This window comes from Staphylococcus saprophyticus subsp. saprophyticus ATCC 15305 = NCTC 7292 (assembly GCF_000010125.1).
GTDB lineage: Bacteria > Bacillota > Bacilli > Staphylococcales > Staphylococcaceae > Staphylococcus > Staphylococcus saprophyticus.
In genome coordinates this window covers 697,709-723,842 of record NC_007350.1, presented here as the reverse complement: position 1 = coordinate 723,842, position 26,134 = coordinate 697,709, and the positions used below count along the sequence as shown (strand labels likewise).

The following is a 26,134-nucleotide window of genomic DNA, read 5'->3' as shown; positions in this document are numbered from 1 at the left end:
ACCTCCTATGCTTTGATAATATGTACTTGTCATACAGAATAAATACCCTTAAAAAAATTCTTAGAAACATTTTTATTGAATTTTATTTTTAACAATTTTGGCAAAACAAATTGGGACTCACTATTAAATTTTGCTTATTTACTATTTTGTTCAAATTTATCTTCCTGATTTGCTTTACGATATTGTAAAAGCTTATCATCTGAAATCATTAATTTATTACTAGGCCTTGGTTTTTCAATAGATAATGATTTAAAAAGTGACCAAATCATAAATATAATAACAATCGAGAATGGCAAGGCTGCGATGATTAATAAGTTCTGAATAGATTGCGTGCCGCCAGTATAGATCATAATCATAGCGAATAATGCTAAAATAATGCCCCAACTTACTTTAACAAAACCTGAAGGATTGATACTGCCCTTCGAACTAAGCATACCTAAAACATACGTAGCTGAGTCAGCTGAAGTTACAAAGAAAATCATAATAATGACTAATGTCACTATACTGAGTACAAACCCTAATGGAAAATGTTCTAACGTCGCAAATGTCGCTGTTTCGGTTGCTTCTTTTGCAATATTGGCAATTCCATTTTGTTGTAAATAGATGGCAGACGCACCAAAGACTGCAAAAAATAAGAAACAAACAACTGCTGGTACAAATAGTACCCCCAGTATAAATTCTTTAATCGTTCTACCTCTAGAAACACGTGCAATAAATATACCTACAAATGGTGCCCATGAAATCCACCATGCCCAATAGAATATCGTCCATTGTTGTAGCCATTGGAATTTTTCTCCGCCTGCTTGTGGGATACGTAAACTCATATTAAAGAAATTCGCAATATAGTCTCCCAATGAATTGGTAAACGTATTTAAAATATTCAATGTTGGTCCGACACAAAATAGAACAAGTAATACAATAAAAGCTAAAATCATATTTATATTACTTAGATTTTTGATCCCTTTATCAATACCAGACCACGCTGACCATGTGAATAATACGGTTGCTATCACAATAATAATGACTTGTGTTACAAAATTCGACGGAATATCGAATAAGAAATGCAAGCCTTCATTGATTTGTAAAGCACCAAATCCCAATGTTGCTGCTACACCTGTAACTGTGGCAATGATAGCTAAGACATCTATCGAACCACCTATAGGTCCTCTCATCATTTTAGTTCCTAAAATAGGTGTTAGTGTAGCACTTACTAAACCTGGATAACCTTTATGAAAATTAAAATAAGCAAATACAAGTCCAACTATGCCATATACAGCCCAAGCATGAACGCCCCAATGGAAAAATGAGAATTGCATAGCTTCATTTATGGCGGTTTGTGTACCTGCCTTATGTAACGGTGTTAAAGTGAATGCATGGCTAATAGGTTCTGCAGTTGTCCAAAATACTAAACCGATACCCATACCCGCACTAAATAACATGGCAAACCATGATTTTAAAGAGAATTCAGGATCTTCTCCTTCTTCCCCTAAAGTAATAGATGAATACCTTGAAAATAATAAATAAACACAAACAATCAAAATAAATAATACAAGTAATAAATAATACCAGCCAAAATTGACTGCAATAAAATTCGTAATATTTTGCGTAACCATTTCAAGTTGCTTAGGTAAAACTGCACCATACACCACAAATAGCGTACAGATTAGTAATGCTACCCAAAATACCACTGTTAATTTATTTAGACGCATATCAAATTTACACACTCCCTATACTTTATGTATGATACATACCCTATCTTTTTGAATATATTCGTATACAGCGAACAGTGTTACAGATAATTAAATATTAATAATCACGCTTCAAAATTAAAAAAACATCTTTTAAATTAACCATTGCTAAGTGGCCTAATTTAAAAGATGTTTATAATACGTTTATATTGCATGTTTAAATAAAATGACTTTGTTTACACTTATAGTTTAATAACCAGTTTGCCTATCATTCCTTGGTTTTCAAGTTTAACATGCGCCTCGTATAAATGATCGACAGTTAAACCTTCAATCACTTCTGTAACAGTTGGTTTATAAATACCCGCTTCGATTTTTTCAGTTATATCTGTTAAATAATCACGATGTATTTGCATATCTTCTGTTTCATGAATTGGACGGGCTGACATGAATTCATGTGTGAATGTAATACTTTTAGGTTTGAGTAAGTTTAAATCTTGCTTATTGTTAAAGGCTACAATCGTAACTATCGTGCCTCTAGGTTTTACTAATTCAATCATCTTTTCATAGTACATATCCGTATCAAATGTACAGAAGATATAATCTACTTCACTTATTTCATATTTCTTGAATTCTTCAGCTAAATCATTTTTATGGTTAAGCACAATGTCTGCACCCATATCTTTGGACCAATTAATTGTTTCTTCACGTGATGCTGTTGTAATAACATTTAAACCGTAATGCTTTGCGATTTGCGTAGCGATACTTCCTACACCGCCTGCACCATTAATAATTAAGATAGATTTACCTTTGTTTTCTTCTGGATTAAATGAAATTTTAAAAGCATCAAATAATGTTTCATATGCTGTAAGTCCTGTTAAAGGCAAGCTTGCCGCTTCCACATTTGATATATTCTTTGGTTTTTTAGCTACTAATCGTTCATCTACTAATTGCAAAACTTGGTTAGACCCTTGATATTTTGGAGATCCAGAATAATATACCTCATCACCAACATTAAAATGGCTTACATCTGGTCCTACCGCCTCAACAATACCTACACCATCATAGCCCAATATGCGTGGTGCATGCTCTACTGGTGTTTTTCTTATTTTTGTATCTACCGGATTCACACTGATTGTTTTAACACGAACCAGTAATTCATATTGCTTTGGTTGTGGCGTTTCAGTATCAAACTCGTAAAATAAATTACCTTCATCTAAATTAAAATTTTTATCTGCACCAATCGCTTTCATAACATGCATCTCCTTAATAATTAGTTATTATCCGAAACTTGAACGACTTGTTTACCAAAGTTATCACCTGTAAATAAGTTTCTAAAGGCTTCTGGTACATTGTCGAATCCTTCCATTACTGAAGTTTTTGTTTTAATCTTATCTTCTTGTACCCATTGCGCAAGTTCTTTACTTGCATTAGCAAAATCATCGGCATAATTTGCCACGATAAAGCCTTGCATTAAGGCCTGTGATTTAATAATAATTGGCTGAATACGTGGGCCATATTCTATTTCTGTATTATTGTAACCTGAAATAGCACCGCACACAGGTATACGTGCAAATTGATTTAAGTGTTTCATTACTTCATCTCCGACAGTACCGCCAACATTTTCAAAGTAAACATCTACACCATTAGGTACTGCTTTGGACAGTGCTTCTGAAAAGTTATCTGCTTTATAGTCAACAGCCTCATCAAATCCTAAAGAGTCAGTTAAGTAGTTCGTTTTTTCTTTGCCACCAGCAATCCCCACTACGTGTGCGCCTTTTAATTTAGCTATCTGACCCACTACTGAACCTACCGCACCTGAAGCGGCTGATACTACAACCGTTTCTCCTTCTTGGGGTTGTCCAATTTTTAATAAACCATGATATGCCGTTTGTCCCGTCATACCTAGTACACTTAGATATAAATATAAAGGGATATTCGTTTGCGTAACCTTAATGGCATGCTTTGCTTTTACATTCACAACTTTTTGCCAAGGGAAAGTACCTGTAACAATGTCACCTTTATTGAACCCATCCGCATTGGATTCAGTTACTTTACCAACGATGTGACCATTCATTGGTTCATTTAATTGGAATGGTGTAATATATGATTTACTATCATCCATTCGACCTCTCATGTATGGATCTACTGAAATATAGAGCGTCTCAATTTGTATTTCTTCACTATCTGGCATACCAACTTCAACTGTTTCATACTTGAATACATCATTAGAAGGAATACCTTCTGGTCTTTTGGCTAATACGATTCTTTCTGTTTTCATTATATTGCCTCCATTCACTCTTTTCTTATATTCTATAGAGATAGTTTTGTTCTATCAATCAAATCGCTTATTTAACCTTATCCGCTCATGTTATGATTTGGCTATATTATACAAATTAAACTTAATATTGAAGATTGGGGAAATCTATTGTGAAACTAAGTATATTAGATTATGTTCCAATATTTGAAGGACGTAGTGCAACAGACGCAATCAATCACGCTGTAGCTTTAGCACAATTATCCGAACAATTAGGTTATCAACGTTATTGGATTGCAGAACATCACCAAGTATTGTCTGTTGCTTCTAGCGCACCTGAAATGCTAATGATGTCTTTATTAGAAAATACGACATCGATTAAAATTGGCAGTGGCGGTATCATGTTGCCTCACTATAGTGCCTATAAAGTCGCTGAAATATTTAAAGTTATGGAAGCACGCCATCCTAACCGTGTAAACATAGGTACTGGTCATTCTCCAAGTTATAAAAATGTCAATCAAGCACTAAATGAATTTAAATCAGAGCAACCTGACTACTTAACGCAAATTAAAGATTTAATACATTATTTTAATGATGACACAGATAGTAACCACCGTTATAAGGATTTACGTGCCACACCGATAATAGAAACCAAACCGGATATGTTCATCTTAGGTACAAGTAAAACAAGCGCTACACTTGCGGCTAAACAAGGGCTCTCTTTTGTCATTGCCAACATGGGGCAAAATAAAAATCAAATACAATCAGTGATTAATCATTATCGTTGGTTGTTCAAACAATATCACCCAGCAAAACAGTCATATGTAATTATGTCTTCTTTCGTCATAACAGCTACCGACGCAAGTCAGCGTGAGTCATTAGCACATGCTTTTCATCTATGGTTACTGCGAATTAACTACTTGGATCAACCTAAATTTTATCCGTCGACCTCTTATGCAGCACAACGAAAATATTCGTCCCGCGAATTAGAAAAAATAGAACAACATCAAAATAGAGTTATCGTAGGTTCTCCAGATGAAGTCATCTCAAAATTAAAATTAATGATGACAGATTTTGATATTGACGAAATCATGATTCAACCACACGTATTTGGTGAAGAAAATCGTAAATCATTATTAAATTTATTATCTAAAGCTAATGCTTAAATAAGCCAGTGCTACCAACATGATGATTGGGTAGACACTGGCTTATTTTGTTAATGCTTTTCATTTCCCCATAAAAATGTGTTGATTTTATCTATGACAGTTTGATTATCATGTAATTCACTATGCTCTGCTTGAGGGCCCGTCACTTTAAAGGTTTCATAACTTGCTATGTGATCTCCTAGTAAATATTCCAACGATTTTGAAGATACATTTGTTACACGTCCATCTGAATGTGTGCCATTGCCAATATCACCATAAATATTTAACACATGAGCATCTTTAGGATATTCATGCTTCATTGGTAATATATCTTTATAATCTTTTAACATTAAATTAGGTTTTCCTTGATTGTTCAATGTTATATTTAAATCTAAACCATTGATGTCTACTTCGCCGTTAAAATTTCCTGCTAAACTAACTTGTTTATTTAGTTTTGGTAAATGCAGATCATCACCATAATTCAACATATAATAACTGAAAGATTGATTACCCATGGAGTGTGCTACAAAATTAAATTTATTAAAATGATACTGTGTCATGGTCGCAATGATGACATTTCGAATCCACTGTGCATTTTTGTTTAAATCTTTATTTGTATTATCTTCTAAAATAATGTCAATGATTGGATTTTTCGCATTAAAATTTAAATCCCCTTCAAATGTCACCATTCCATTTCGAGATACCCTTGCCCTAACAACATCTTTTTCATTATCTGATTGGTGAGCAGCGTTCACTAATAACTTCATTGAGTTTCCTGTACCTGCATAACCATGTAAATAAAACGTGGGTATATGACTACGATCGTTATGACTAATTTTTCTATTGTCGTTAAATTTAAAAATTGAAATTGTAATGATGACAAATAAAATAATCATCATTACGATAGTTGTATATATCGCTGTTCTCTTTTTCATATTCGTACTCCAAATTAAAAAATTGTGTACTACTATTATAGATTAAATGACTCAAATAAGCATCATTTAGTAGTCATTGTGATATCTATAATAAATAAAAAAAGCTCCAGCTTATGCTGGAGCTTTAAAACGATGATTAATTTGAACACAAATTGCTGTTGCAACTCGTGTACCAAATCTGTAAGCGAACAATAGATTCGCAACAGTTTCGGTAATATTAACGTTTTGAGAATTGTGGTGAACGACGAGCTTTTTTAAGACCTGGTTTTTTACGTTCTTTCATACGTGGGTCACGAGTAAGTAATCCAGCGCGTTTTAAAGAACCTCTGTATTCAGGATCAGCTTCTAATAATGCACGAGAAATTCCGTGACGGATTGCTTGAGCTTGTCCAGTAAATCCTCCACCTTGAACGTTAACTAATACATCATAGTTACCTTTAGTTTCTGTTACATCGAATGCTTGGTTAATGTCTAAAATTAATGATTCGAATGGTAAATAGCTACGTACATCGCGACCGTTTACAGTAATATTACCTTCGCCTGGTACTAAACGTACACGTGCTACTGAGTTTTTACGACGGCCTGTGCCTCTATATTCAACTTGTGCCAATGTAATTTCCTCCTTTTAATTAACCACGTAACTCGTAGTTTTCTGGTTGTTGTGCAGTGTGTGGATGTTCAGCGCCACCATATACAAATAATTTTTTACCTTGTTTTTCACCTAAACGAGTGCTTGGTAGCATTCCTTTAATTGAATTTTCAAGTAAACGTTCTGGGTTATTCGCTTTTAACTCACCAGCTGAAATTGATTTAATTCCACCTGGGTGGTTAGAGTGACGATAGTACATTTTATCGCGCTCTTTATTACCAGTGAAATGGATTTTTGAAGCGTTGATGACGATTACGTAATCACCTGTATCAACGTGTGGTGTATAAGTTACTTTATTTTTACCGCGTAAAATAGCTGCTACTTCTGATGATAAACGACCAAGTGTTTTACCTTCAGCATCAATAACATACCATTTGCGCTCAATGTTTGATTCATTAGCCATAAATGTTTGACGCATATAATTGTCCTCCTAGAATGAATAAATGTTTCTCGTTTAATAGTTTATACTTTTTAAAACTTAGATTTCATTTATTTTATTAATTGTTTGTTTCTACGTGCTTCTATATCGTGTTACACAATAAGATTCCGGGGCTTATCGTGGGTGATATAAAACAATACCGTTAGTAATCGTATAATTTTTCTGTCGTTTTGTCAATCTAATTTAAAGATTTTGTGATGATTTTTTTTGATGTATTTTTATATTATTACCAAAGTCTTGAATTAATTCATTGGGTGTTAAATAAATCTTCTCTAAGTACAATCCTTCAGCCGGTGCGGTAAAGGGAACTTGATTACGATCTCTTGCTTCTAATAACTGTGGGACCTCTTGTGGTTCTCTCTTGCCTTTACCCACTTCTATTAAAAATGCAATTAACACACGTACCATATTATATAGGAATCCAGAGCCTGTGACAATATAGTCAAAGCCACTTTCTGTCTTTTCTATGCGACTTTCATATAATGTTCTTATCTTACTTTCAACCTCAGTCTTCTGAGAACAAAAGCCTGTGAAATCATGTGTGCCTATAAAATGTTGAGCTGCCATATTCATCTTTTCAATATCTAACTGTTCAGGCACATAAGTTTTTAATCCACAAAGAAATGGATCTTTATGGGCTGATTGATAAATCTTATAACGATAAGATTTTCCAACGCAATCATATCTACAATGAAAATCATCATTAACAAAAGAAACATCATTGACATAAATATCATCTGGTAGCGCACGGTTCATTGCATATTGCCATTGCTGTTCTGGAATATTTAATTCTGTATCAAAATGAAAATACTGTTCAATCGCATGTACGCCTCTGTCGGTTCTACTACTTGGATGTATTCTTACCTCATGCTTATGCATGCGTTTTAATATCTTTTCAAATTGCTGTTGAATGGTTCTTCCGTGTTGCTGAATTTGGAAACCAAGAAACTGGCTCCCTTGGTATGAAATATTAACTAAGACTCGCATCTGTTATTACACTCCTAAATATTTTAAACCAAATAATATAATGGCAATGGGTATAATCAAAATTAATGTAATTGTATCCTTAAACTGCCACTCTAATCTGCGATAGCTGGTACGTATTTTTTGAGTATCGTACCCTCTTACTTCCATGGCTATAGCTAAATCTTCTGCTCTTTGGAAAGCTGAAATAAATAATGGGATAAGTAAGGGTATAAATGCTTTGATTCTGTTAATAAGTCCACCTGAACTTATTTCTGAACCACGTGATTTTTGCGCTAAAATAATTTTATCTAATTCATTCATTAATGTTGGTATAAATCTAAGTGCAATGGACATCATCATACTCAATTGATGTACTGGTATTTTAACAATTTTAAGCGGTGATAATAATCGTTCGAACGCATCAGTCAAATCTATCGGACTTGTACTTAAGGTCATAATCGTTGATATCATGATAATAAACATCAGTCTAAGTACAATATAGATACCTTCTAGAATACCCTGTATATCTATAGAAATAAATCCTATTTCAAATATGCGTGAACCACCTTTAGTTAGAAATAAATGCATAAGAAAGGTAAATATTAAAAATATCCATATTGGTGTTAATCCCTTAATTAAGAACCAAAATTTTATATGTGCTAATTTCATAATGCTAATTATCAAAATAAATAACCATAAATATGTTCCAAATGAGTGTGCAAAAAATATTAACACAATAAATAAAAATACAAATATTAATTTAGCTCTAGGATCCAAATGATGGATAATTGTATTTAAAGGAAGATAGCGTCCAATTATAAACTTATCTTTCATCTTCTTGCCACTCCTTATACATATCAATAAATTCATCTTCTGTTAATGCTATTTTATTGAAATAATATTGATATTTATCCTCAATATCTCTTTGCAATTTTACAACATCTGGAACATCTAAATGCAATTGATTAACATAATTCGTATCACTAAACAACTTTCTAGGTGAGCATTCTTCGACGAGTTGACCTTGTTTCATTATTTTTATTTCATCCACATATTTTGCAACATCATTCATTTCGTGTGTCACAAGTATGATTGTTTTATTTTGTTCTACTTGCAGTTTTTTAATCATTTTCATTATTTGATCTCTACTTTTTGGATCAAGTCCAGCCGTAGGTTCATCTAATATAACGATATCTGGATCCATAGCCAATATAGATGTTATAGCAATTTTTCGCATCTGACCACCAGACATCTGAAAAGGTGATTGCTGCAATATATCTCTACTAAAACCAAAATCGATTAATAGCTTATATGCACGTGCTTTCACTTCATCTATAGGCATATTAAAGTTTTTTGGACCAAACAATATTTCTCTTTCTACTGAATCTTCAAAGAGTTGTGATTCAGGAAATTGGAACACAACACCGATACGCTTACGAATTTGTTTCAATACTTTATCCTTAGTTTTATGGGTAATGGTTATATCATCGATTTGCAATTTACCGGTAGAAGGTTTAAGTAAACCATTAAAATGCTGGATTAATGTCGATTTACCAGAACCAGTTTGACCTATGACTGCGTAATATTTCCCTTGTTGAAATGTAGTTTCAATATCCCTTAAAGCTACATGTTCAAATGGGGTACCCTTTTGATATACATAACTTACTTGACTAAATTTGACTGTCATATTTTTTTTACCAGCCCTTCATAAGTTATAAAATCCGTGCTCCCCAACAAAGTACGTGCCATGCGAATAGAAAAAGGTAAATCTAACCCAATTTCCGTCAAACCGTCTCCATCATTAAATACATCATGCGGCTTACCTGTTTGATATACTTCACCATCATTTAAGACAACTAAATAATCTGCTTCTGCAGCTTCAGTTAAGTCATGTGTAATAGAAATGATTGTAACCTCTTTTTCTTCTTTCAAGCGATGGATTAAACTAATAAGTTCTTTTCTTCCTGCAGGATCTAACATAGACGTTGCCTCATCCAATATAATTACATCTGTATTTAGTGCAAGAACACCAGCAATTGCAACCCGTTGTTTTTGACCACCAGAGAGTGACTGTGGCTCATAATCTGCTCTATCTAACATTTCAACGTCTTCCAACGCTTTGGGCACTATACGTTGCATATCGTCATATGAGACGCTATTATTTTCAAGTCCAAAAGCGACATCGAACGCTACTGTAGAACCCACAAACTGATTTTCTGGATTTTGAAAGACAATGCCTATATGCTGTCTCAAATCACTCAAATTTTGTTGGTTAATACATTGATTACGAAAATAAATATGCCCATCACTAGGTTTTTCAATACCGACCATTAATTTTGCAATCGTAGATTTACCAGAACCATTATGACCAACAATTGAAGTCCATTTCCCTTTTGGAATGCCAAAAGATACATCATTTAACGCAAGTGGCTCATCACTATTATATTTAAATCTAACATGGTTAAATGTAATAATATTGTCATGCGTATCCATATCTCTAGCCTCCCAATTAATCATAACGCTTTTTATATACCTTATCTATTTTACATGAAAAGGTAATCTAAAGAAAGTTTAGATAGTTAATCATTGTGACAAAATCAATCCGTATTCTAATTTAAAAACGTGTTTAAGTTGCAATAATTAATGTTTACTATTGCTCGCAATTGCATAAGACCCCCTAAATTCCTTTGGAATTAAGGTTCAGTGGTTTACTATTGCTCCGCAATTGCATAAGACCCCCTAAATTCCTTTGGAATTAAGGTTCAGTGGTTTACTATTGCTCGCAATTGCATAAGATTCCCTAAATTATTTTGGAATTATGGTTCAGTCGATTACTATTGCTCCGCAATTGCATAAGACCCCCTAAATTCCTTTGGAATTAAGGTTCAGTCGATTACTATTGCTCCGCAATTGCATAAGACCCCCTAAATTCCTTTGGAATTAAGGTTCAGTCGATTACTATTGCTCCGCAATTGCATAAGACCCCCTAAATTCCTTTGGAATTAAGGGGGTCTAATAATATAAAAAAGCGCGCACCCCATCATAATTTTTGAGTTCACGCTTTAAAGTTTTATTTAGTTTTGATGGGGTACTCTGAGCTAGACAATATTTGTATGTGGCAAACATTATCGTTGCACTCATTTGCTTTATATATAGTAGTACATGTATTTAAATTAAACTAATTCAATAATTACTGATTCAGCACCATCGCCGCGACGAGGACCTACTTTAAGAATACGAGTGTAACCGCCTTGACGTTCTGTATAACGTTCAGCAACTTCACCGAATAATTTTTGTAATGCAGTTTGTACTGTTTCATCTTCGTTTAAGATTTCAACATTACGTAAAGTTTTAGCTGCTTGACGACGTGAAGCTAAATCGCCTTTTTTACCTAAAGTGATTAATTTTTCAACAACACTACGTAATTCTTTTGCACGCGCTTCTGTAGTTTCAACACGTTCACTAACGATAAGTGAAGTAGCTAAGTCACGTAACATCGCTTTACGTTGATCAGAAGTACGACCTAATTTTCTGTAACCCATGAGTTAACCTCCTTTATATTAATCTTCTTTTCTTAAACCTAAACCTAGGTCTTCAAGTTTATACTTAACTTCTTCTAAAGATTTACGACCTAAATTACGTACTTTCATCATATCTGCTTCAGATTTATCAGCTAATTCTTGAACAGAGTTGATACCTGCACGTTTTAAGCAATTGTATGAACGTACTGATAAGTCTAATTCTTCAATAGACATTTCAAGTACTTTTTCTTTTTGATCCTCTTCTTTTTCAATCATGATTTCAGCATTTTGTGCTTCATCAGTTAATCCAACGAAGATATTCAAGTGTTCAGTTAAGATTTTTGCAGCTAATGAAACTGACTCTTGTGGTGTGATTGAACCATTTGTCCAAACATCCAATGTCAATTTATCAAAATCACTACTTTGACCCACACGTGTGTTTTCTACAGTGTAGTTAACACGTTCAACTGGAGAATAAAGTGAGTCGACTGGAATTACACCAATTGGTAAATCACTAGTTTTGTTTTGTTCTGCTAATGCGTAACCTCTACCCTTGTTAGCAACTAGACGGATTTTTAAATGTCCACCTTTTGAAACTGTTGCAATTTTAATCTCAGGATTTAAAATTTCAACATCACTATCATGAGTAATGTCACTTGCAGTTACATCGCCTTCATCTTTAACATCAATTTCTAAAGTTTTATCTTCTTCAGAATAGATTTTCAATGCTAGTTTTTTGATGTTCATAATAATTGTAGATACATCTTCAACGACATTGTCTATTGCTGAGAATTCGTGTAATACGCCTTCGATCTCAATGTACTTAACGGCTGCACCTGGTAATGAAGATAGTAGGATACGACGTAAGGAGTTTCCTAGTGTAGTACCGTAGCCACGTTCTAGTGGTTCAACAACGAACTTACCGAATTTAGCATCTTCACTAATTTCAATTGTTTCAATTCTAGGTTTTTCGATTTCAATCATTTACAAATATCCTCCTTGTTTACGTCGATTGATTTTTACTGTATTTCTCAGTGACCTGCGACAATAACAATAAAATTATACGCGACGACGTTTTGGCGGACGACAACCATTATGTGGTACTGGAGTAACGTCACGGATTGCAGTTACTTCTAATCCAGCTGATTGTAACGCACGGATAGCTGATTCACGACCAGGACCTGGACCTTTTACAGTAACTTCAACAGATTTTAAACCATGTTCCATAGCTGTTTTTGAAGCAGTTTCTGATGCCATTTGAGCTGCAAATGGAGTTGATTTTTTTGAACCTTTAAATCCTAATGCACCTGCTGATGACCATGATAACGCATTACCAAATTCATCAGTAATAGTTACGATTGTATTATTGAATGTTGAACGGATGTGTGCCACACCATTTTCAATATTCTTTTTCACTCTACGTTTACGAGATACTTGTTTACGTGCCATTTAAATTTTGCCTCCTTTACCTATTATTTTTTCTTGTTAGCTACAGTTTTAACTGGGCCTTTACGAGTACGAGCATTGTTTTTTGTTTTTTGTCCGCGAACTGGTAATCCACGACGGTGACGGATACCACGGTATGATGAGATTTCCATTAAACGTTTAATGTTTAAGTTTTGCTCACGACGTAAGTCACCTTCTACTTTATAGTTGTCAACAATTTCACGGATACGACCTAATTCATCATCAGTTAAATCTTTAACGCGTGTTTCTGGTGATACGTTAGCTTCTTCAGCAATTTTGTTAGCTGTAGTAGTACCGATACCATACACATAAGTTAATGAAATAACAATACGTTTTTCACGTGGAATATCTACTCCTGCAATACGTGCCATAATTATTTACACCTCTCTTTATTAACCTTGTCTTTGTTTATGTTTTGGGTTGCTACAAATTACCATTACTTTACCTTTACGTTTAATGACTTTACATTTTTCGCAAATTGGTTTTACTGATGGTCTTACTTTCATTTTTAAACCTCCCTATATTATGGAGTGACGATTATTTATAACGATACGTAATTCTTCCGCGTGTTAAATCATACGGAGACATTTCTACTGTTACTTTGTCGCCAGGTAGAATACGAATATAATTCATTCTAATTTTACCACTTACGTGAGCTAAAATTTCATGACCATTTTCTAATTCTACTTTAAACATTGCATTTGGTAAAGTATCTAATACAGTACCTTCTAATTCAATTACATCCTGTTTAGCCATTAATTAACTTCCCCCTTTATGAAATAGTCGGTTATCGTCAAAAATCAACTCTAACCATACGTGTCTATAAGTGTTGTTAATCAGTTTAACAAATATAATGAATTACGTAATCGCATTGTCACTCTTATTTAATTATACCTTTGACATTACATAGACCGTACAAAGTTGATCTTATTTTAAATCTTCTAAGATATCAATGACGTCGTTTGTAACGACTTTAATATCTCTAGAACCATCAATGTTTTTCAAAACATTTTTATTATCATAGAATTCTAAGATAGGTTTAGATTGTTTTACATTGACGTTTAAACGATTAGCAACTGTTTCTGGGTTGTCATCTTCACGTTGATATAATTTACCACCGTCAAGATCACAAATACCATCAACTTTTGGAGGATTGAATACAAGATGATAAGTTGTTCCGCATTTCTCACAGATTCTACGACCAGTGAGGCGGTTCATTAATTCTTCTTCAGGTACCTCTATATTGATAACAGCATCAATTTCTCTATCTAATTCTTTCATGATATTACTTAATGCTTCAGCTTGTTCAATAGTACGAGGAAAGCCGTCAAGTAAGAATCCTTTTTTCGCATCGTCTTCAGATATTCTATCTTTAACGATACCCACAGTAACTTCATCAGGGACTAATTCTCCACGATCCATGTACGATTTAGCTTCTTTACCTAAATCCGTTTCATCTTTAATCGCTTTTCTGAACATGTCACCAGTAGATATGTGTGGAATTGGGAATTTCTTAACAATTTCACTCGCTTGAGTTCCTTTACCTGCACCAGGTAAACCCATTAAAATGATATTCATAAATGCCCTCCTACAATTTATCTACCACCAAAGCCTCTATAATCTTTTTGGCTCACTTGAGCTTCTAGACTTTTCATTGTTTCAATCGCTACACCAATTACAATTAGTAAGCTCGTACCACCAACCTGAATAGACTGTGGTAAGCTCATTACTTTCGTTGCAATAATTGGCAGAATCGCTATTACAGCTAAGAATATTGATCCGACAAAAGTTAAACGATAGAGAACTCTAGTAATATATTTTTTGGTTTGTTCGCCAGGTCTAATACCTGGAACATAACTTCCTTGTTTCTTCAGGTTATCTGCCATCTTTTCAGGATTAACTTGTACAAATGCATAGAAGTAAGTAAATGCTATGATGAGTACAACGTACACAATCATACCAATGTTATTCGATGGATTTGCCACGTCTGATACCTTTTGCGCCCAACTTGCGTCAGGGAAAAACAATGTCAATGTTCTTGGTAACAAGAAGAATGCCATTGCAAAGATAACTGGGATAACACCTGCAGAGTTAACTTTCAAAGGTAAATATGTTGCTTGTGAACCTAATCGTTGTGCTGATTGTTTCTTCGCATATTGAATTGGAATTTTACGAATAGCTTGTAGTACATATATTGCACCAACCGTTAATAATATCATTCCAATAATTAAGGCAATTACTTTCAACCAAGCCATAGAAGTATCATCTTGGCCAACAAAGGCCTGTTGATAAAACTGGATTAGTGATGAAGGTAATGAAGACAAAATACCAGCGAAGATGATAATGGAAATACCATTACCAACACCGAATTGAGTGATTTGTTCACCTAACCATATTAAGAATGCTGTTCCAGCTGTTAAAACAACAGCGATTAATAAATAACTAAGAATCGATTGATCCATGATCAATTGACCTTTTAAATAATTATTAAATTGGAAAGCCATCCCAATAGATTGGATAAAAGCAAGTACAATAGCAAAATAACGCGTTACGTTATTAAGTTTCTTTCTACCTGCATCACCTTGTTTTGCCCACTCTGAAAACTTCGGAACAATATCCATTTGTAATAACTGCATTACGATTGACGCAGTAATATAAGGCATTATACCCATGGCAAAGATAGAAAAGTTCTTCAAGGCTCCGCCACCAAATGTATTTAACAAGTCAGTGACACCTTGAGAACCTTGTTGACTGTCAAAAGCAGCTGGGTTAACACCAGGTGCTGGAATATAAGTACCTATTTTAAAAATAACTAACATTGCGAGAGTAAAAAAGATCTTGTTACGAACTTCTTTTGTTTTAAAGAAGCTCACAAGCGTTACAAACATTAGATCACCTCGTGTGCTCCGCCTTTTGCATCAATAGCTTCTGCTGCAGATGCAGAGAACTTGCTAGCTTTAACTGTTAGTTTTTTATCAAGAGAACCAGTACCTAGTATTTTAATACCAGATTTTTCACTCTTAACTACACCAGATTCTACTAATAAAGCAGGAGTTACTTCAGTACCATCTTCAAATTTATTAAGTTGGTCTAAGTTAACAATAGCATATTCTTTACGGTTGATGTTAGTAAAACCTCGTTTTGGTAAGCGACGGAATAATGGTAATTGTCCACCTTCGAAGCCTGGTCTTACACTACCACCTGAACGCGCTTTTTGTCCTTTTTGTCCACGACCACTAGTTTTACCGTTACCAGTAGCTGCACCACGTCCAACGCGGTTACGAACTTTACGAGAACCTTCTGCTGGTTTTAACTCATGTAATTTCATATCGGCACCTCCTTAAAATTATTTTTCTTCTACTGTCACTAAGTGACTTACTTTGTTGATTTGCCCACGAATAGCAGGGTTATCTTCAACAACTACTGAAGAGTTTGTTTTTTTCAAACCTAAAGCTTCAACAGTTTTACGTTGTGTTTCTGGACGACCTATAACACTACGAGTGAGGGTAATTTGTAATTTAGCCATAACTTATTTTCCCTCCTTAATTGTATAATTCTTCTACTGATTTGCCGCGTAATTTCGCAACATCTTCAGCATTTTTAAGGTTTTTTAATCCATTGATTGTAGCACGAACCATGTTAATTGGTGTATTTGAACCTAAAGATTTACTTAAGATATCAGTGATACCCGCTAATTCTAATACCGCACGAACAGGGCCACCTGCGATTACACCAGTACCTGGTGCAGCTGGTTTCATAAATACACTGCCTGAACTGAAACGTCCAGTAATTGTGTGAGGTGTTGTACCTTCAACACGTGGAACTACAACTAAATCTTTTTTAGCTGCTTCAACTGCTTTTTTGATTGCTTCAGGTACCTCTTGTGCTTTACCAGTACCGAAACCAACGCGACCGTTCTTATCTCCAACTACTACTAATGCAGTGAAACGGAAACGACGACCACCTTTTACAACTTTCGCAACACGGTTAATTGTAACAACGCGTTCTTCAAATTCTTTCGCTTCTTCTCTACGAGCCATGTAAATGTCCCTCCTTTAAATTAAAATTCTAAACCATTTTCACGAGCTGCATCTGCTAAGGCTTTAACACGGCCATGGTATAAATATCCTCCACGGTCAAATACAATTGTTTTCACGCCTTTTTCGCTAGCTCTTTTAGCTACAGTTTCGCCAACTTTAGCTGATAATTCAACTTTTGATCCAGATTCATTTGCTAAATCTTTTTCTTGAGTTGAAGCTTGTGCTAATGTTTTACCACTTACATCATCAATGACTTGTGCATAGATGTGTTTATTTGAACGATAGATGTTCAAACGTGGTTTTTCTGCTGTGCCAGCTAATTTATTACGTACACGCGCATGTCTTTTAAGACGCACTTTGTTTTTATCAATTTTGCTGATCATCTTAATACTCCTTTCTTCTGAAAGTTATTTATTATTTACCAGTTTTACCTTCTTTACGGCGAACGTATTCACCTTGGTAACGAATTCCTTTACCTTTATAAGGTTCTGGAGGTCTTACTGAACGAATGTTTGAAGCGATTGCTCCAACTTGTTCTTTAGAAATACCAGCAACAGTTACTGTTGTGTTTTTCTCAACACCGAAAGTAATACCATCATCAGCTTTAATTTCAACTGGGTGAGAGTAACCAACGTTTAAAATTAAGTCATTACCTTGCATTTGAGCACGGTAACCAACACCAACAAGTTCAAGTGTTTTTTGGTATCCTTCTTTAACACCTTGTATCATATTGTTAATTAAAGCACGAGTTGTACCATGTACTGTTCTATCATCTTTAGAATCAGTTGGTCTTACAACTTCTAAAGTGCTTTCGTCTTGTTTATATGTCATTCTTTCATTCATTGTTCTTGATAATTCACCTTTAGGACCTTTAACAGTGATTGTGTTACCTTCAACACTTACTGTTACGTCGCTAGGGATGTCAATAATTTTTTTACCAACACGACTCATGTTATCGCACCTCCTTATTATTTATTATTACCAAATGTAACCTAGGATTTCTCCACCGATGTTACGTTTTCTAGCTTCTTTATCAGTTACAACACCTTCAGAAGTTGAAACTAATGCAATACCTAAACCATTAAGTACTTTAGGTACTTCGTTAGCTTTAGCATATACACGTAAACCAGGTTTTGAAATACGTTTTAAACCAGTGATAACACGTTCATTGTTTTGACCATATTTAAGGAATAAACGGATAACCCCTTGTTTATCGTCTTCAACGTATTCTACGTTTTTAATGAAACCTTCACTTTTTAAAATTTCAGCAATTTCTTTTTTAATGTTTGAAGCAGGTAATTCTAATTTATCGTGACGCACCATGTTTGCGTTTCTTACACGAGTTAGCATATCTGCAATTGGATCGTTGATTGTCATTGATTGTTGCCTCCTTTCAGACTATTTTCTATTACCAGCTAGCTTTACGAACGCCAGGGATTTGGCCTTTATAAGCTAATTCACGGAAACAAATACGGCATAATTTAAATTTACGATATACAGAATGTGGACGACCACAGCGTTCACAACGAGTATACTCACGTACTTGGAACTTTTGTTTTTTTTGTTGCTTAGCAACCATTGAAGTTTTAGCCACTTAATTAGCCTCCTTTAGAGATTATTTGTGAAATGGCATACCGAATTGTGATAACAATTCACGAGCTTCCTCGTCAGTGTTAGCAGTCGTTACGATAACGATATCCATTCCTCGTACTTTATTTACTCGGTCATAGTCAATTTCTGGGAAAATTAATTGTTCTTTAACACCTAAAGTGTAGTTACCTCTACCATCGAATGCAGTTTTAGATACACCTTGGAAGTCACGTACACGTGGAAGTGAAACAGCAATTAATTTATCTAAAAAGTCATACATTCTTTCACCACGTAGTGTTACTTTCGCACCGATAGGCATACCTTCACGTAAACGGAATGTTGCTACTGATTTTTTAGCTTTTGTAATTAATGGTTTTTGACCAGTGATAGCTTGTAATTCTTCTACAGCATCATCTAATACTTTAGTATTTTGAACAGCGTCACCGACACCCATATTTACAACGATTTTTTCTATTTTTGGAACTTCCATTACTGAACTGTAGTCAAATTGCTTAACTAAGTTTTGAGTAACTTCAGAATTGAATTTTTCTTTTAAACGGTTCACAGTGGATCCTCCTTTCAATTAATTATTAATTATTAGATTTGATTTCTTCGCCAGATTTTTTAGCGATACGAACTTTTTTACCATCTACGAATTTATGACCTACGCGTGTTGGTTCATTCGTTTTAGGGTCTAATAACTGTACATTAGAAACATGGATTGCTGCCTCTGTTTCTAAGATTCCACCTTCAGGATTAAATTGAGTTGGTTTTTGGTGCTTTTTAATTATATTGACACCTTCCACAACGACACGGTCTTTTTTAGGTTCAGTTGAAACAACTTTACCTTCTTTACCTTTGTCTTTACCTGCGATAACTTTTACGTTGTCACCTTTTTTGATATGCATGTGTGGCACCTCCTTAAATTTATATATTTACAAATGTTTTATTAAAGTACTTCTGGAGCTAATGATACAATTTTCATGAAGTTGCCTTCACGTAATTCACGAGCAACAGGTCCAAAAATACGAGTACCACGTGGGCCTTTGTCGTCACGAATGATGACACATGCATTTTCATCAAATTTGATATATGAACCATCGTTACGGCGTACACCTGATTTAGTACGAACTACAACAGCTTTTACTACTTCACCTTTTTTGACAACGCCACCTGGTGTAGCATTTTTAACACTTACAACGATAACGTCACCAATGTTAGCTGTTTTACGACCAGATCCACCTAATACTTTAATTGTAAGAACTTCACGCGCACCAGAGTTATCTGCTACTTTTAATCGTGTTTCTTGTTGGATCATGAGTTAAACCTCCTTTATCTTCACTATTTAATTAAATAATTACTGATTCTTCAACAATTTCTACCAAACGGAAACGTTTAGTTGCTGATAAAGGACGAGTCTCTTGTATCTTAACTGTGTCCCCTAATTTAGCTGAGTTGTTTTCATCATGAGTTTTGTATTTTTTAGAGTATTTTACTCGTTTACCATATAACTTGTGTGTTTTGTATGTTTCAACAAGTACAGTTATCGTTTTATCCATTTTATCGGAAACGACTCTACCTACATAAACTTTACGATCATTTCTTTCGCTCACTTTAGTAACCTCCTCTTTCAATTGAATTATTGATTCGCTTTACCTTGTTCAATTTCTCTTTCACGAGCAACAGTTTTTAGACGTGCAATCGTTTTTCTTACTGTGCGAATACGTGCAGTTTCCTCTAATTGACCTGTAGCTAACTGAAAGCGTAGGTTAAAAAGCTCTTCTTTTGAAGATTTGATTTGTTCTTCGATTTCTGAAGTGGTTAAGTCTCTAATTTCCTTAGCTTTCATTTGTTTCACCACCCAATTCTTCACGTTTTACAAACTTAGTTTTAACTGGAAGTTTGTGACTTGCTAAACGTAATGCTTCACGCGCAACTTCTTCGTTTACGCCTGCGATTTCAAATAAAATTCTACCTGGTTTTGCTACTGCAATCCAACCTTCTACTGCACCTTTACCAGCACCCATACGTACTTCTAAAGGTTTTTGAGTGTAAGGTGTATGTGGGAAGATTTTAATCCAAACTTTCCCGCCACGTTTCATGAAACGAGTCATTGCAATACGAGCTGATTCGATTTGACGAGATGTGATCCAAGACGTTGTAGTTGCTTGCAAACCATACTCACCAAATGTTACATAGTTACCGCCTTTAGAACGACCAGTAGTTTTAGGACGATGTTGACGACGATATTTTACACGTTTTGGTAGTAACATTACTATTTTCCTCCTTCACTAGTGTTCTTAGTAGGAAGAACTTCTCCACGATAAATCCATACTTTGACACCTAATTTACCGTAAGTAGTGTCAGCTTCTGCATGTGCATAACCAATGTCAGCACGTAGTGTATGAAGTGGAACAGTTCCTTCTGAATATTGTTCAGCACGAGCGATGTCAGCTCCGCCTAAACGACCTGAAACTTGTGTTTTGATACCTTTGGCACCAATTTTCATTGCTCTTGTAATAGCTTGTTTTTGTACACGACGGAATGAAGCACGGTTTTCTAATTGGCGTGCAATATTCTCAGCAACTAATTTAGCATCTAAATCAACTTTTTTGATTTCGATAACGTTGATGTGTACTTTTTTGTTTGTTAATGAGTTTAATTTGTTACGTAATTTTTCAATTTCTGAACCGCCTTTACCGATAACCATACCTGGTTTACCAGTATGAATAGCGATGTTGATACGATTAGCAGCACGTTCAATTTCAACGTGTGAAACTGATGCTTCTTGTAATGCGTTATCAATATACTTACGGATTTTTAAATCTTCGTGTAATAATGATGCGAAGTCTTTTTCTGCATACCATTTAGCTTCCCAATCACGGATTACACCAACACGAAGTCCGATTGGATTAATTTTTTGACCCACAGTGTACCCTCCTTAAAAAATATATTAAGCTTCTTTAGCTTCTTCTTTACCGTCACTTACGACGATTGTAATGTGGCTTGTACGTTTGTTAATCGCACTTGCACGACCTTGTGCACGTGGACGGAAACGTTTTAATGTTGGTCCTTCATTAGCATAAGCTTCTTTAACTATTAATTCATCAGTGTTCATGTCATAGTTATGTTCAGCATTAGCTAAAGCGGACATTAATAATTTTTCTACTACTGGTGATGAAGCTTTGTTTTTTAATTTTAAAATTGCAATAGCTTCTCCAGCGCTCTTACCTCTAATTAGATCTAATACTAATCTAACTTTACGAGGTGCGATTCTTATTGTTTTAGCAACCGCTTTTGCTTCCATTCGAATTTCCTCCTCTACCTGTTAGAAATTATCTTCTAGTTTTTTTGTCGTCTGCAGCGTGTCCTTTGAAAGTACGAGTTGGTGCGAATTCTCCTAATTTATGACCAACCATATCTTCTGTTACGAATACAGGCACATGTTTACGTCCATCATATACAGCGAATGTATGTCCGATAAAATCAGGGAAAATAGTTGAACGACGTGACCAAGTTTTGATTACTTGTTTTTTCTCGCTTCCGCTTTGAGCTTCAACTTTTTTCTTTAGATGATCGTCAGCGAAAGGTCCTTTTTTAATACTACGAGCCATAGTGGCGCCTCCCTTCTTATTGTGTGCGTGCAGCTATTAAGCCGCACACGCAAATAAGTTATTTTTATTTTTTCTTACGTCCACGAACGATAAGTTTGTCTGAAGATTTTTTACCACGACGAGTTTTCTTACCAAGCGTAGGTTTACCCCAAGGTGACATTGGAGATGGTCTACCGATAGGTGCACGACCTTCACCACCACCGTGTGGGTGATCGTTAGGGTTCATTACAGAACCACGAACTGTTGGGCGAATGCCTTTCCATCTAGAACGTCCTGCTTTACCAACGTTTACAAGTTCATGTTGGATGTTACCAACTTGACCAATAGTAGCACGGCAAGTTGAAAGAATCATACGTACTTCGCCAGATCTTAATCTGATTAATACATATTTACCTTCTTTACCAAGTACTTGTGCACTAGCACCAGCTGAACGAGCAATTTGTCCACCTTTACCAGGTTTTAACTCGATGTTATGGATTACTGTACCTACTGGAATGAATTGTAATGGTAATGCATTACCTACTTTAATATCTGCTTCTTCACCGCTTTCAAGAACTTGACCTACTTTTAGGTTTTTTGGAGCGATGATATAGCGTTTTTCACCATCAGCATAAACTAATAATGCAATGTTTGCTGAACGGTTTGGATCATATTGTATTGAATCAACTTTAGCATTGATTCCATCTTTATTACGTTTGAAGTCAATAACACGGTATTGACGTTTGTGTCCTCCACCGTGGTGGCGAACTGTCAATTTACCTTGGTTATTTCGTCCCGCTCTTTTCGGTAGCGGTTGTAATAATGACTTTTCAGGTGTAGTTTTCGTGATTTCAGCGAAATCTAAACTAGTCATATTACGACGACCATTAGTAATTGGCTTATATTTTTTTAGAGCCATTGTCGTTTACCTCCTTATTGGTAATGTTTTTTAGTTGAAAAGATCAATTGATCCTTCTTTTAATTTAACGATTGCTACGCGTTTTTTGTTTGTATAGCCTTGGTAACGGCCCATACGTTTTTTCTTTGGTTTGTAGTTAATGATGTTTACATTATCAACTTTTACATCAAAGATTTCTTCAACAGCGATTTTAACTTGTGTTTTATTAGCACGAGTATCAACGTCGAATGTGTATTTGTCTTCAGCCATAGCAGCTGAAGATTTCTCAGTGATTACGGGGCGCTTAAGAACGTCTCTTGCTTCCATTATCCGAGCACCTCCTCAACTTTTTTAGCAGCTGATTCTGTAATTACTACACTGTCAGCGCTTGTGATATCTAGAACGTTTAAACCTTGAGCTGTAGTTACTTGAACACCAGGGATGTTACGTGCTGATAAAGCAACATTCACATCTTCAGATTCTGTTACTACTAATACTTTTTTAGGTTGTTCTAAATTAGAGAGTACAGTTTTGAACTCTTTTGTTTTTGGAGCATCTAGGTTTAATGCATCAACAACAGTTAAGCCTTTCTCTTGTACTTTGAAAGATAATGCTGAGCGTAATGCTAAACGGCGCATTTTCTTAGGCATTTTGTATGAGTAGCTTCTTGGTGTTGGTCCGAATACGATACCACCACCACGCCATTGTGGAGCACGGATTGTACCTTGACGCGCACGTCCTGTACCTTTTTGTCTCCATGGTTTACGTCCGCCACCACGTACTGCTGAACGGTTCTTAACAGCGTGAGTACCTTGGCGTAATGAAGCACGTTGTAAGTTAATTGCTTCAAAAAGAACGTTGTTGTTTGGTTCGATTGCAAATACTGCATCGCTTAGTTCAACTGAACCTGATTTAGTTCCATCTACTTTTAATACATCATAATTAGCCATTATGCAATTCCTCCTTTCGTTGTATATTATTTATTACCTTTGATTGATGATGTGATTTCTACAAATCCTTTTTTAGGACCAGGTACATTACCTTTTACTAAAATAACATTGTTTTCAGCGTCAATTTGTACAACTTCTAAGTTTTGAACTGTTACAGTGTTACCGCCCATACGTCCAGGCATTTTTTGTCCTTTAAAGACTCTTGAAGCATCTGATGCCATACCTACAGAACCTGGGGCTCTGTGGAAATGAGAACCATGTGACATTGGACCACGTGCTTGATTATGACGTTTAATGGCACCTTGGAAACCTTTACCTTTAGATACGCCTGTTACATCAATTACGTCTCCAGCTTCAAATGTATTAACTGAGACTTCTTGACCTACTTCGTATTCATCAACATTAACGTTTCTGAATTCACGAATGAAGCGCTTAGGTGCTGTGCCTGCTTTTTTAGCATGTCCTTCAGCTGGTTTGTTAGCATATTTGCTTGATCTGCTATCTTTTTTATAAGCTTGTTTGTCTTCATAGCCTACTTGGATAGCGTTGTATCCATCAATCTCTTCAGATTTCTTTTGTAATATAACGTTTTGGCTTGCTTCTACTACTGTTACAGGGATTAAATCACCATTTTCTCCGAAAACTTGTGTCATCCCGATTTTTCTTCCTAAGATTCCTTTGGTCATCGAAAGTCCACCTCCTAATTTTTTCTATTATAATTTGATTTCGATGTCTACGCCAGATGGTAAGTTTAAGCCCATAAGAGCATCAACTGTTTTTGGTGTAGGGTTAACAATATCGATTAAACGTTTATGAGTACGTTGTTCGAATTGCTCACGTGAATCTTTATACTTATGCACGGCACGAATAACAGTATAAACTGATCTTTCAGTCGGTAACGGAATTGGTCCAGAAACATCTGCACCAGAACGTTTCGCTGTTTCAACAATTTTTTCTGCTGATTGATCGATTACTCTGTGATCATAAGCTTTTAATCTGATTCTGATTTTTTGTTTTGCCATAATTTTCCCTCCTTATATCGTCTACATTTAAGTGATAGACTTCTCCACGAAAACTATCTCACACAGCGCCATGGCAAAGCGGCCGGGTGTGTCAGTAACCTTTCGCTTCATCGCGTGTTCTTAAAGTCCAACATTAGATATGATACATGATAAACAGTGATTTATCAAGCTTTTCTGCAAAAGTTTTGAAACTTTTTGTCTAACACATACTTTGTTATTGTACTTTATTAGGAAACGCACTTCAACCTCTTTTGTAATTTTTTTAGTTCTTTGTAAAATTTTTATTAATCTCTCTTCATATTATTATTCTAATAGTTTACTTTCCTTTATAATTAAAAACAGTTAGGTGGTGAATTATATGAAACGTGGTATACGTATGACATTGTTAGTATTATCTGTCTTACTCATAGTTAGTGAATTGGTTTACGGAATTCCATTCTTAGGTGGAAGCATTGTTTTAAGTTTTGGTTGGCAGCCTTTACTTATTAACGCGCTACTCTACTTTATAATGATGATTATATTAATAGTAGATAAACAAAATTCTATTAAGCCGATGATGTTTATTCCTTTATTAGGTGTGATTGGTTCTTTCTTGGCTTTCATTCCACTTGTTGGTATGGTGATCCATTGGATTTTATTCTTTTTAATGCTATTTTTCATTTTCATTTTATTATCTACACCACTATATGTACCAAACAAATACGCAAAGGTAATTTATACGGAGGATCGACGTAAGAATCATTAATTATTATCGTAGGATACCTGCCCAACTCAAATGTAATTAGCGCAATCCAACGGTATATGTCATAAATTCTTCTAAGCATTTTGATCTGGTTATCCGCTTAAACTACTATAACTTTAAAATGTATATAATGAAGAAACTCGATTTTAGTTATTTATGTAAGAACAAAACTAATTCCTAAACACTTATACTTTCATTCAAATAATAAAATTAAAAGCACATTGTTCAATGTCTA

Annotated in this window: 41 protein-coding genes; 2 read left to right on the top strand and 39 right to left on the bottom strand. The window is 35.0% G+C overall.

The genetic code is table 11. The features are described from left to right. Positions 1 to 134 precede the first annotated feature (134 nt). The 3 genes from SSP_RS03415 to SSP_RS03405 form a co-directional block, all read right to left on the bottom strand. Positions 135 to 1,709 (bottom strand): BCCT family transporter, encoded by a 1,575-nt coding sequence (locus tag SSP_RS03415; protein ID WP_011302616.1) that lies wholly within the window; start codon positions 1,707 to 1,709, stop codon positions 135 to 137. A gap of 221 nt (positions 1,710 to 1,930) precedes the next feature. Next, positions 1,931 to 2,938, bottom strand: coding sequence for a zinc-binding alcohol dehydrogenase family protein (locus SSP_RS03410; protein WP_011302615.1), 1,008 nt, complete (start codon positions 2,936 to 2,938; stop codon positions 1,931 to 1,933). Between the two features lie 20 nt (positions 2,939 to 2,958). Next, a complete protein-coding gene (locus tag SSP_RS03405) occupies positions 2,959 to 3,966 on the bottom strand; it encodes an NADP-dependent oxidoreductase (protein WP_011302614.1) in 1,008 nt (335 codons plus the stop codon). Between the two features lie 149 nt (positions 3,967 to 4,115). On the opposite strand from SSP_RS03405, the gene SSP_RS03400 reads away from it, so the two are divergent. Further along, positions 4,116 to 5,108, top strand: coding sequence for an LLM class flavin-dependent oxidoreductase (locus SSP_RS03400; protein WP_011302613.1), 993 nt, complete (start codon positions 4,116 to 4,118; stop codon positions 5,106 to 5,108). Between the two features lie 50 nt (positions 5,109 to 5,158). Here SSP_RS03400 and SSP_RS03395 read toward each other — a convergent pair whose 3' ends face one another. The 36 genes from SSP_RS03395 to rpsJ form a co-directional block, all read right to left on the bottom strand. Further along, complete coding sequence (locus tag SSP_RS03395) at positions 5,159 to 6,022, bottom strand: alpha/beta hydrolase (protein ID WP_011302612.1); 864 nt, start codon at positions 6,020 to 6,022, stop codon at positions 5,159 to 5,161. A gap of 217 nt (positions 6,023 to 6,239) precedes the next feature. After that, positions 6,240 to 6,632, bottom strand: coding sequence for a 30S ribosomal protein S9 (gene rpsI, locus SSP_RS03390; RefSeq protein WP_002482644.1), 393 nt, complete (start codon positions 6,630 to 6,632; stop codon positions 6,240 to 6,242). A 19-nt stretch (positions 6,633 to 6,651) separates the two neighbouring features. Continuing rightward, complete coding sequence (gene rplM / locus SSP_RS03385) at positions 6,652 to 7,089, bottom strand: 50S ribosomal protein L13 (protein WP_011302611.1); 438 nt, start codon at positions 7,087 to 7,089, stop codon at positions 6,652 to 6,654. A 204-nt stretch (positions 7,090 to 7,293) separates the two neighbouring features. Further along, on the bottom strand, positions 7,294 to 8,097 hold the full coding sequence (truA, locus tag SSP_RS03380) for a tRNA pseudouridine(38-40) synthase TruA (RefSeq protein WP_011302610.1): 804 nt from the start codon (positions 8,095 to 8,097) through the stop codon (positions 7,294 to 7,296). Positions 8,098 to 8,103: 6 nt separating this feature from the next. Then, the gene (locus SSP_RS03375) at positions 8,104 to 8,910 is read right to left on the bottom strand and encodes an energy-coupling factor transporter transmembrane component T family protein (RefSeq protein WP_011302609.1); all 807 of its coding nucleotides are present in this window, start codon (positions 8,908 to 8,910) and stop codon (positions 8,104 to 8,106) included. Continuing rightward, positions 8,900 to 9,763 (bottom strand): energy-coupling factor transporter ATPase, encoded by an 864-nt coding sequence (locus SSP_RS03370; RefSeq protein ID WP_011302608.1) that lies wholly within the window; start codon positions 9,761 to 9,763, stop codon positions 8,900 to 8,902. The genes SSP_RS03375 and SSP_RS03370 overlap by 11 nt, the downstream gene beginning before the upstream one ends. After that, positions 9,760 to 10,569, bottom strand: coding sequence for an energy-coupling factor transporter ATPase (locus tag SSP_RS03365; protein WP_011302607.1), 810 nt, complete (start codon positions 10,567 to 10,569; stop codon positions 9,760 to 9,762). The genes SSP_RS03370 and SSP_RS03365 overlap by 4 nt, the downstream gene beginning before the upstream one ends. Positions 10,570 to 11,249: 680 nt before the next feature. Next, a complete protein-coding gene (rplQ, locus tag SSP_RS03360) occupies positions 11,250 to 11,618 on the bottom strand; it encodes a 50S ribosomal protein L17 (protein WP_002482638.1) in 369 nt (122 codons plus the stop codon). An 18-nt stretch (positions 11,619 to 11,636) separates the two neighbouring features. Next, positions 11,637 to 12,581 (bottom strand): DNA-directed RNA polymerase subunit alpha, encoded by a 945-nt coding sequence (locus SSP_RS03355; protein WP_011302606.1) that lies wholly within the window; start codon positions 12,579 to 12,581, stop codon positions 11,637 to 11,639. 75 nt (positions 12,582 to 12,656) lie between these two features. Beyond that, positions 12,657 to 13,046 carry a 30S ribosomal protein S11 gene (gene rpsK / locus SSP_RS03350; protein ID WP_002482636.1) on the bottom strand — a complete coding sequence of 130 codons (390 nt, stop codon included), beginning with the start codon at positions 13,044 to 13,046 and terminating at the stop codon, positions 12,657 to 12,659. Between the two features lie 23 nt (positions 13,047 to 13,069). Then, positions 13,070 to 13,435 (bottom strand): 30S ribosomal protein S13, encoded by a 366-nt coding sequence (rpsM, locus tag SSP_RS03345; RefSeq protein WP_011302605.1) that lies wholly within the window; start codon positions 13,433 to 13,435, stop codon positions 13,070 to 13,072. A 21-nt stretch (positions 13,436 to 13,456) separates the two neighbouring features. Further along, entirely contained in the window at positions 13,457 to 13,570 is a 114-nt protein-coding gene (gene rpmJ, locus SSP_RS03340) for a 50S ribosomal protein L36 (protein ID WP_002482634.1), read from the bottom strand. Between the two features lie 31 nt (positions 13,571 to 13,601). Then, entirely contained in the window at positions 13,602 to 13,820 is a 219-nt protein-coding gene (gene infA, locus SSP_RS03335) for a translation initiation factor IF-1 (RefSeq protein WP_001118443.1), read from the bottom strand. Positions 13,821 to 13,991: 171 nt separating this feature from the next. Next, positions 13,992 to 14,642, bottom strand: coding sequence for an adenylate kinase (locus SSP_RS03330; protein ID WP_011302604.1), 651 nt, complete (start codon positions 14,640 to 14,642; stop codon positions 13,992 to 13,994). A gap of 17 nt (positions 14,643 to 14,659) precedes the next feature. Next, positions 14,660 to 15,952: a preprotein translocase subunit SecY gene (secY, locus tag SSP_RS03325; RefSeq protein ID WP_011302603.1), complete on the bottom strand. Its 1,293-nt coding sequence runs from the start codon at positions 15,950 to 15,952 to the stop codon at positions 14,660 to 14,662. Next, on the bottom strand, positions 15,952 to 16,392 hold the full coding sequence (rplO, locus tag SSP_RS03320) for a 50S ribosomal protein L15 (RefSeq protein ID WP_002482631.1): 441 nt from the start codon (positions 16,390 to 16,392) through the stop codon (positions 15,952 to 15,954). Before rplO ends, secY begins: the two co-directional genes overlap by 1 nt. Positions 16,393 to 16,410: 18 nt before the next feature. Continuing rightward, positions 16,411 to 16,590 carry a 50S ribosomal protein L30 gene (gene rpmD / locus SSP_RS03315; RefSeq protein ID WP_002482630.1) on the bottom strand — a complete coding sequence of 60 codons (180 nt, stop codon included), beginning with the start codon at positions 16,588 to 16,590 and terminating at the stop codon, positions 16,411 to 16,413. A gap of 16 nt (positions 16,591 to 16,606) precedes the next feature. Then, on the bottom strand, positions 16,607 to 17,104 hold the full coding sequence (gene rpsE, locus SSP_RS03310) for a 30S ribosomal protein S5 (protein WP_011302602.1): 498 nt from the start codon (positions 17,102 to 17,104) through the stop codon (positions 16,607 to 16,609). A 20-nt stretch (positions 17,105 to 17,124) separates the two neighbouring features. After that, positions 17,125 to 17,487: a 50S ribosomal protein L18 gene (rplR, locus tag SSP_RS03305; RefSeq protein WP_011302601.1), complete on the bottom strand. Its 363-nt coding sequence runs from the start codon at positions 17,485 to 17,487 to the stop codon at positions 17,125 to 17,127. A 31-nt stretch (positions 17,488 to 17,518) separates the two neighbouring features. Next, positions 17,519 to 18,055, bottom strand: a complete 537-nt coding sequence (gene rplF / locus SSP_RS03300) for a 50S ribosomal protein L6 (protein WP_002482627.1) — start codon at positions 18,053 to 18,055, stop codon at positions 17,519 to 17,521. Positions 18,056 to 18,082: 27 nt separating this feature from the next. Further along, positions 18,083 to 18,481 carry a 30S ribosomal protein S8 gene (gene rpsH, locus SSP_RS03295; protein WP_002482626.1) on the bottom strand — a complete coding sequence of 133 codons (399 nt, stop codon included), beginning with the start codon at positions 18,479 to 18,481 and terminating at the stop codon, positions 18,083 to 18,085. Between the two features lie 31 nt (positions 18,482 to 18,512). Then, a complete protein-coding gene (locus tag SSP_RS03290; protein ID WP_002482625.1) occupies positions 18,513 to 18,698 on the bottom strand; it encodes a type Z 30S ribosomal protein S14 in 186 nt (61 codons plus the stop codon). A gap of 21 nt (positions 18,699 to 18,719) precedes the next feature. After that, positions 18,720 to 19,259: a 50S ribosomal protein L5 gene (rplE, locus tag SSP_RS03285; protein ID WP_002482624.1), complete on the bottom strand. Its 540-nt coding sequence runs from the start codon at positions 19,257 to 19,259 to the stop codon at positions 18,720 to 18,722. 25 nt (positions 19,260 to 19,284) lie between these two features. After that, entirely contained in the window at positions 19,285 to 19,602 is a 318-nt protein-coding gene (rplX, locus tag SSP_RS03280; RefSeq protein ID WP_002482623.1) for a 50S ribosomal protein L24, read from the bottom strand. 41 nt (positions 19,603 to 19,643) lie between these two features. Further along, the gene (gene rplN / locus SSP_RS03275; protein WP_002482622.1) at positions 19,644 to 20,012 is read right to left on the bottom strand and encodes a 50S ribosomal protein L14; all 369 of its coding nucleotides are present in this window, start codon (positions 20,010 to 20,012) and stop codon (positions 19,644 to 19,646) included. Positions 20,013 to 20,043: 31 nt separating this feature from the next. Then, entirely contained in the window at positions 20,044 to 20,307 is a 264-nt protein-coding gene (gene rpsQ / locus SSP_RS03270) for a 30S ribosomal protein S17 (RefSeq protein ID WP_002482621.1), read from the bottom strand. Positions 20,308 to 20,333: 26 nt separating this feature from the next. Next, entirely contained in the window at positions 20,334 to 20,543 is a 210-nt protein-coding gene (gene rpmC / locus SSP_RS03265) for a 50S ribosomal protein L29 (RefSeq protein WP_002482620.1), read from the bottom strand. Beyond that, positions 20,533 to 20,967: a 50S ribosomal protein L16 gene (gene rplP / locus SSP_RS03260; protein WP_002482619.1), complete on the bottom strand. Its 435-nt coding sequence runs from the start codon at positions 20,965 to 20,967 to the stop codon at positions 20,533 to 20,535. Before rplP ends, rpmC begins: the two co-directional genes overlap by 11 nt. 2 nt (positions 20,968 to 20,969) lie before the next feature. Next, positions 20,970 to 21,623, bottom strand: coding sequence for a 30S ribosomal protein S3 (rpsC, locus tag SSP_RS03255; protein ID WP_002482618.1), 654 nt, complete (start codon positions 21,621 to 21,623; stop codon positions 20,970 to 20,972). 24 nt (positions 21,624 to 21,647) lie between these two features. Continuing rightward, entirely contained in the window at positions 21,648 to 22,001 is a 354-nt protein-coding gene (gene rplV / locus SSP_RS03250) for a 50S ribosomal protein L22 (RefSeq protein ID WP_002482617.1), read from the bottom strand. A gap of 28 nt (positions 22,002 to 22,029) precedes the next feature. Next, complete coding sequence (rpsS, locus tag SSP_RS03245) at positions 22,030 to 22,308, bottom strand: 30S ribosomal protein S19 (RefSeq protein ID WP_002482616.1); 279 nt, start codon at positions 22,306 to 22,308, stop codon at positions 22,030 to 22,032. A gap of 64 nt (positions 22,309 to 22,372) precedes the next feature. After that, positions 22,373 to 23,206: a 50S ribosomal protein L2 gene (rplB, locus tag SSP_RS03240; RefSeq protein WP_011302600.1), complete on the bottom strand. Its 834-nt coding sequence runs from the start codon at positions 23,204 to 23,206 to the stop codon at positions 22,373 to 22,375. A gap of 30 nt (positions 23,207 to 23,236) precedes the next feature. Further along, the gene (gene rplW, locus SSP_RS03235) at positions 23,237 to 23,512 is read right to left on the bottom strand and encodes a 50S ribosomal protein L23 (RefSeq protein WP_011302599.1); all 276 of its coding nucleotides are present in this window, start codon (positions 23,510 to 23,512) and stop codon (positions 23,237 to 23,239) included. Next, positions 23,512 to 24,135 (bottom strand): 50S ribosomal protein L4, encoded by a 624-nt coding sequence (rplD, locus tag SSP_RS03230; RefSeq protein ID WP_002482613.1) that lies wholly within the window; start codon positions 24,133 to 24,135, stop codon positions 23,512 to 23,514. The genes rplW and rplD overlap by 1 nt, the downstream gene beginning before the upstream one ends. A gap of 26 nt (positions 24,136 to 24,161) precedes the next feature. Beyond that, a complete protein-coding gene (rplC, locus tag SSP_RS03225; protein ID WP_011302598.1) occupies positions 24,162 to 24,821 on the bottom strand; it encodes a 50S ribosomal protein L3 in 660 nt (219 codons plus the stop codon). Positions 24,822 to 24,848: 27 nt separating this feature from the next. Beyond that, positions 24,849 to 25,157, bottom strand: a complete 309-nt coding sequence (gene rpsJ, locus SSP_RS03220; RefSeq protein ID WP_002482611.1) for a 30S ribosomal protein S10 — start codon at positions 25,155 to 25,157, stop codon at positions 24,849 to 24,851. A gap of 358 nt (positions 25,158 to 25,515) precedes the next feature. Here rpsJ and SSP_RS03215 point away from each other — a divergent pair, with 358 nt between their 5' ends. Then, positions 25,516 to 25,902, top strand: a complete 387-nt coding sequence (locus tag SSP_RS03215; protein ID WP_011302597.1) for a hypothetical protein — start codon at positions 25,516 to 25,518, stop codon at positions 25,900 to 25,902. Positions 25,903 to 26,134: the final 232 nt, after the last annotated feature.

Excerpts from the sequence above, each read along its gene's own strand:
- SSP_RS03415 (WP_011302616.1), bottom strand. The coding sequence starts at position 1,709 with ATGCGTCTAAATAAATTAACAGTGGTATTTTGGGTAGCATTACTAATC.
- SSP_RS03410 (WP_011302615.1), bottom strand. The coding sequence starts at position 2,938 with ATGAAAGCGATTGGTGCAGATAAAAATTTTAATTTAGATGAAGGTAAT.
- SSP_RS03405 (WP_011302614.1), bottom strand. The coding sequence starts at position 3,966 with ATGAAAACAGAAAGAATCGTATTAGCCAAAAGACCAGAAGGTATTCCT.
- SSP_RS03395 (WP_011302612.1), bottom strand. The coding sequence starts at position 6,022 with ATGAAAAAGAGAACAGCGATATATACAACTATCGTAATGATGATTATT.
- rplM (WP_011302611.1), bottom strand. The coding sequence starts at position 7,089 with ATGCGTCAAACATTTATGGCTAATGAATCAAACATTGAGCGCAAATGG.
- truA (WP_011302610.1), bottom strand. The coding sequence starts at position 8,097 with ATGCGAGTCTTAGTTAATATTTCATACCAAGGGAGCCAGTTTCTTGGT.
- SSP_RS03375 (WP_011302609.1), bottom strand. The coding sequence starts at position 8,910 with ATGAAAGATAAGTTTATAATTGGACGCTATCTTCCTTTAAATACAATT.
- SSP_RS03370 (WP_011302608.1), bottom strand. The coding sequence starts at position 9,763 with ATGACAGTCAAATTTAGTCAAGTAAGTTATGTATATCAAAAGGGTACC.
- SSP_RS03365 (WP_011302607.1), bottom strand. The coding sequence starts at position 10,569 with ATGGATACGCATGACAATATTATTACATTTAACCATGTTAGATTTAAA.
- rplQ (WP_002482638.1), bottom strand. The coding sequence starts at position 11,618 with ATGGGTTACAGAAAATTAGGTCGTACTTCTGATCAACGTAAAGCGATG.
- SSP_RS03355 (WP_011302606.1), bottom strand. The coding sequence starts at position 12,581 with ATGATTGAAATCGAAAAACCTAGAATTGAAACAATTGAAATTAGTGAA.
- rpsK (WP_002482636.1), bottom strand. The coding sequence starts at position 13,046 with ATGGCACGTAAACAAGTATCTCGTAAACGTAGAGTGAAAAAGAATATT.
- rpsM (WP_011302605.1), bottom strand. The coding sequence starts at position 13,435 with ATGGCACGTATTGCAGGAGTAGATATTCCACGTGAAAAACGTATTGTT.
- rpmJ (WP_002482634.1), bottom strand. The coding sequence starts at position 13,570 with ATGAAAGTAAGACCATCAGTAAAACCAATTTGCGAAAAATGTAAAGTC.
- infA (WP_001118443.1), bottom strand. The coding sequence starts at position 13,820 with ATGGCTAAACAGGATGTAATTGAATTAGAAGGTACTGTATTAGATACT.
- SSP_RS03330 (WP_011302604.1), bottom strand. The coding sequence starts at position 14,642 with ATGAATATCATTTTAATGGGTTTACCTGGTGCAGGTAAAGGAACTCAA.
- secY (WP_011302603.1), bottom strand. The coding sequence starts at position 15,952 with ATGTTTGTAACGCTTGTGAGCTTCTTTAAAACAAAAGAAGTTCGTAAC.
- rplO (WP_002482631.1), bottom strand. The coding sequence starts at position 16,392 with ATGAAATTACATGAGTTAAAACCAGCAGAAGGTTCTCGTAAAGTTCGT.
- rpmD (WP_002482630.1), bottom strand. The coding sequence starts at position 16,590 with ATGGCTAAATTACAAATTACCCTCACTCGTAGTGTTATAGGTCGTCCA.
- rpsE (WP_011302602.1), bottom strand. The coding sequence starts at position 17,104 with ATGGCTCGTAGAGAAGAAGCGAAAGAATTTGAAGAACGCGTTGTTACA.
- rplR (WP_011302601.1), bottom strand. The coding sequence starts at position 17,487 with ATGATCAGCAAAATTGATAAAAACAAAGTGCGTCTTAAAAGACATGCG.
- rplF (WP_002482627.1), bottom strand. The coding sequence starts at position 18,055 with ATGAGTCGTGTTGGTAAAAAAATTATTGACATCCCTAGCGACGTAACA.
- rpsH (WP_002482626.1), bottom strand. The coding sequence starts at position 18,481 with ATGACAATCAACGATCCAATTGCAGATATGCTAACTCGTGTAAGAAAC.
- rplX (WP_002482623.1), bottom strand. The coding sequence starts at position 19,602 with ATGCATATCAAAAAAGGTGACAACGTAAAAGTTATCGCAGGTAAAGAC.
- rplN (WP_002482622.1), bottom strand. The coding sequence starts at position 20,012 with ATGATCCAACAAGAAACACGATTAAAAGTAGCAGATAACTCTGGTGCG.
- rpmC (WP_002482620.1), bottom strand. The coding sequence starts at position 20,543 with ATGAAAGCTAAGGAAATTAGAGACTTAACCACTTCAGAAATCGAAGAA.
- rplP (WP_002482619.1), bottom strand. The coding sequence starts at position 20,967 with ATGTTACTACCAAAACGTGTAAAATATCGTCGTCAACATCGTCCTAAA.
- rplV (WP_002482617.1), bottom strand. The coding sequence starts at position 22,001 with ATGGAAGCAAAAGCGGTTGCTAAAACAATAAGAATCGCACCTCGTAAA.
- rpsS (WP_002482616.1), bottom strand. The coding sequence starts at position 22,308 with ATGGCTCGTAGTATTAAAAAAGGACCTTTCGCTGACGATCATCTAAAG.
- rplB (WP_011302600.1), bottom strand. The coding sequence starts at position 23,206 with ATGGCTCTAAAAAAATATAAGCCAATTACTAATGGTCGTCGTAATATG.
- rplW (WP_011302599.1), bottom strand. The coding sequence starts at position 23,512 with ATGGAAGCAAGAGACGTTCTTAAGCGCCCCGTAATCACTGAGAAATCT.
- rplD (WP_002482613.1), bottom strand. The coding sequence starts at position 24,135 with ATGGCTAATTATGATGTATTAAAAGTAGATGGAACTAAATCAGGTTCA.
- rplC (WP_011302598.1), bottom strand. The coding sequence starts at position 24,821 with ATGACCAAAGGAATCTTAGGAAGAAAAATCGGGATGACACAAGTTTTC.
- rpsJ (WP_002482611.1), bottom strand. The coding sequence starts at position 25,157 with ATGGCAAAACAAAAAATCAGAATCAGATTAAAAGCTTATGATCACAGA.
- SSP_RS03215 (WP_011302597.1), top strand. The coding sequence starts at position 25,516 with ATGAAACGTGGTATACGTATGACATTGTTAGTATTATCTGTCTTACTC.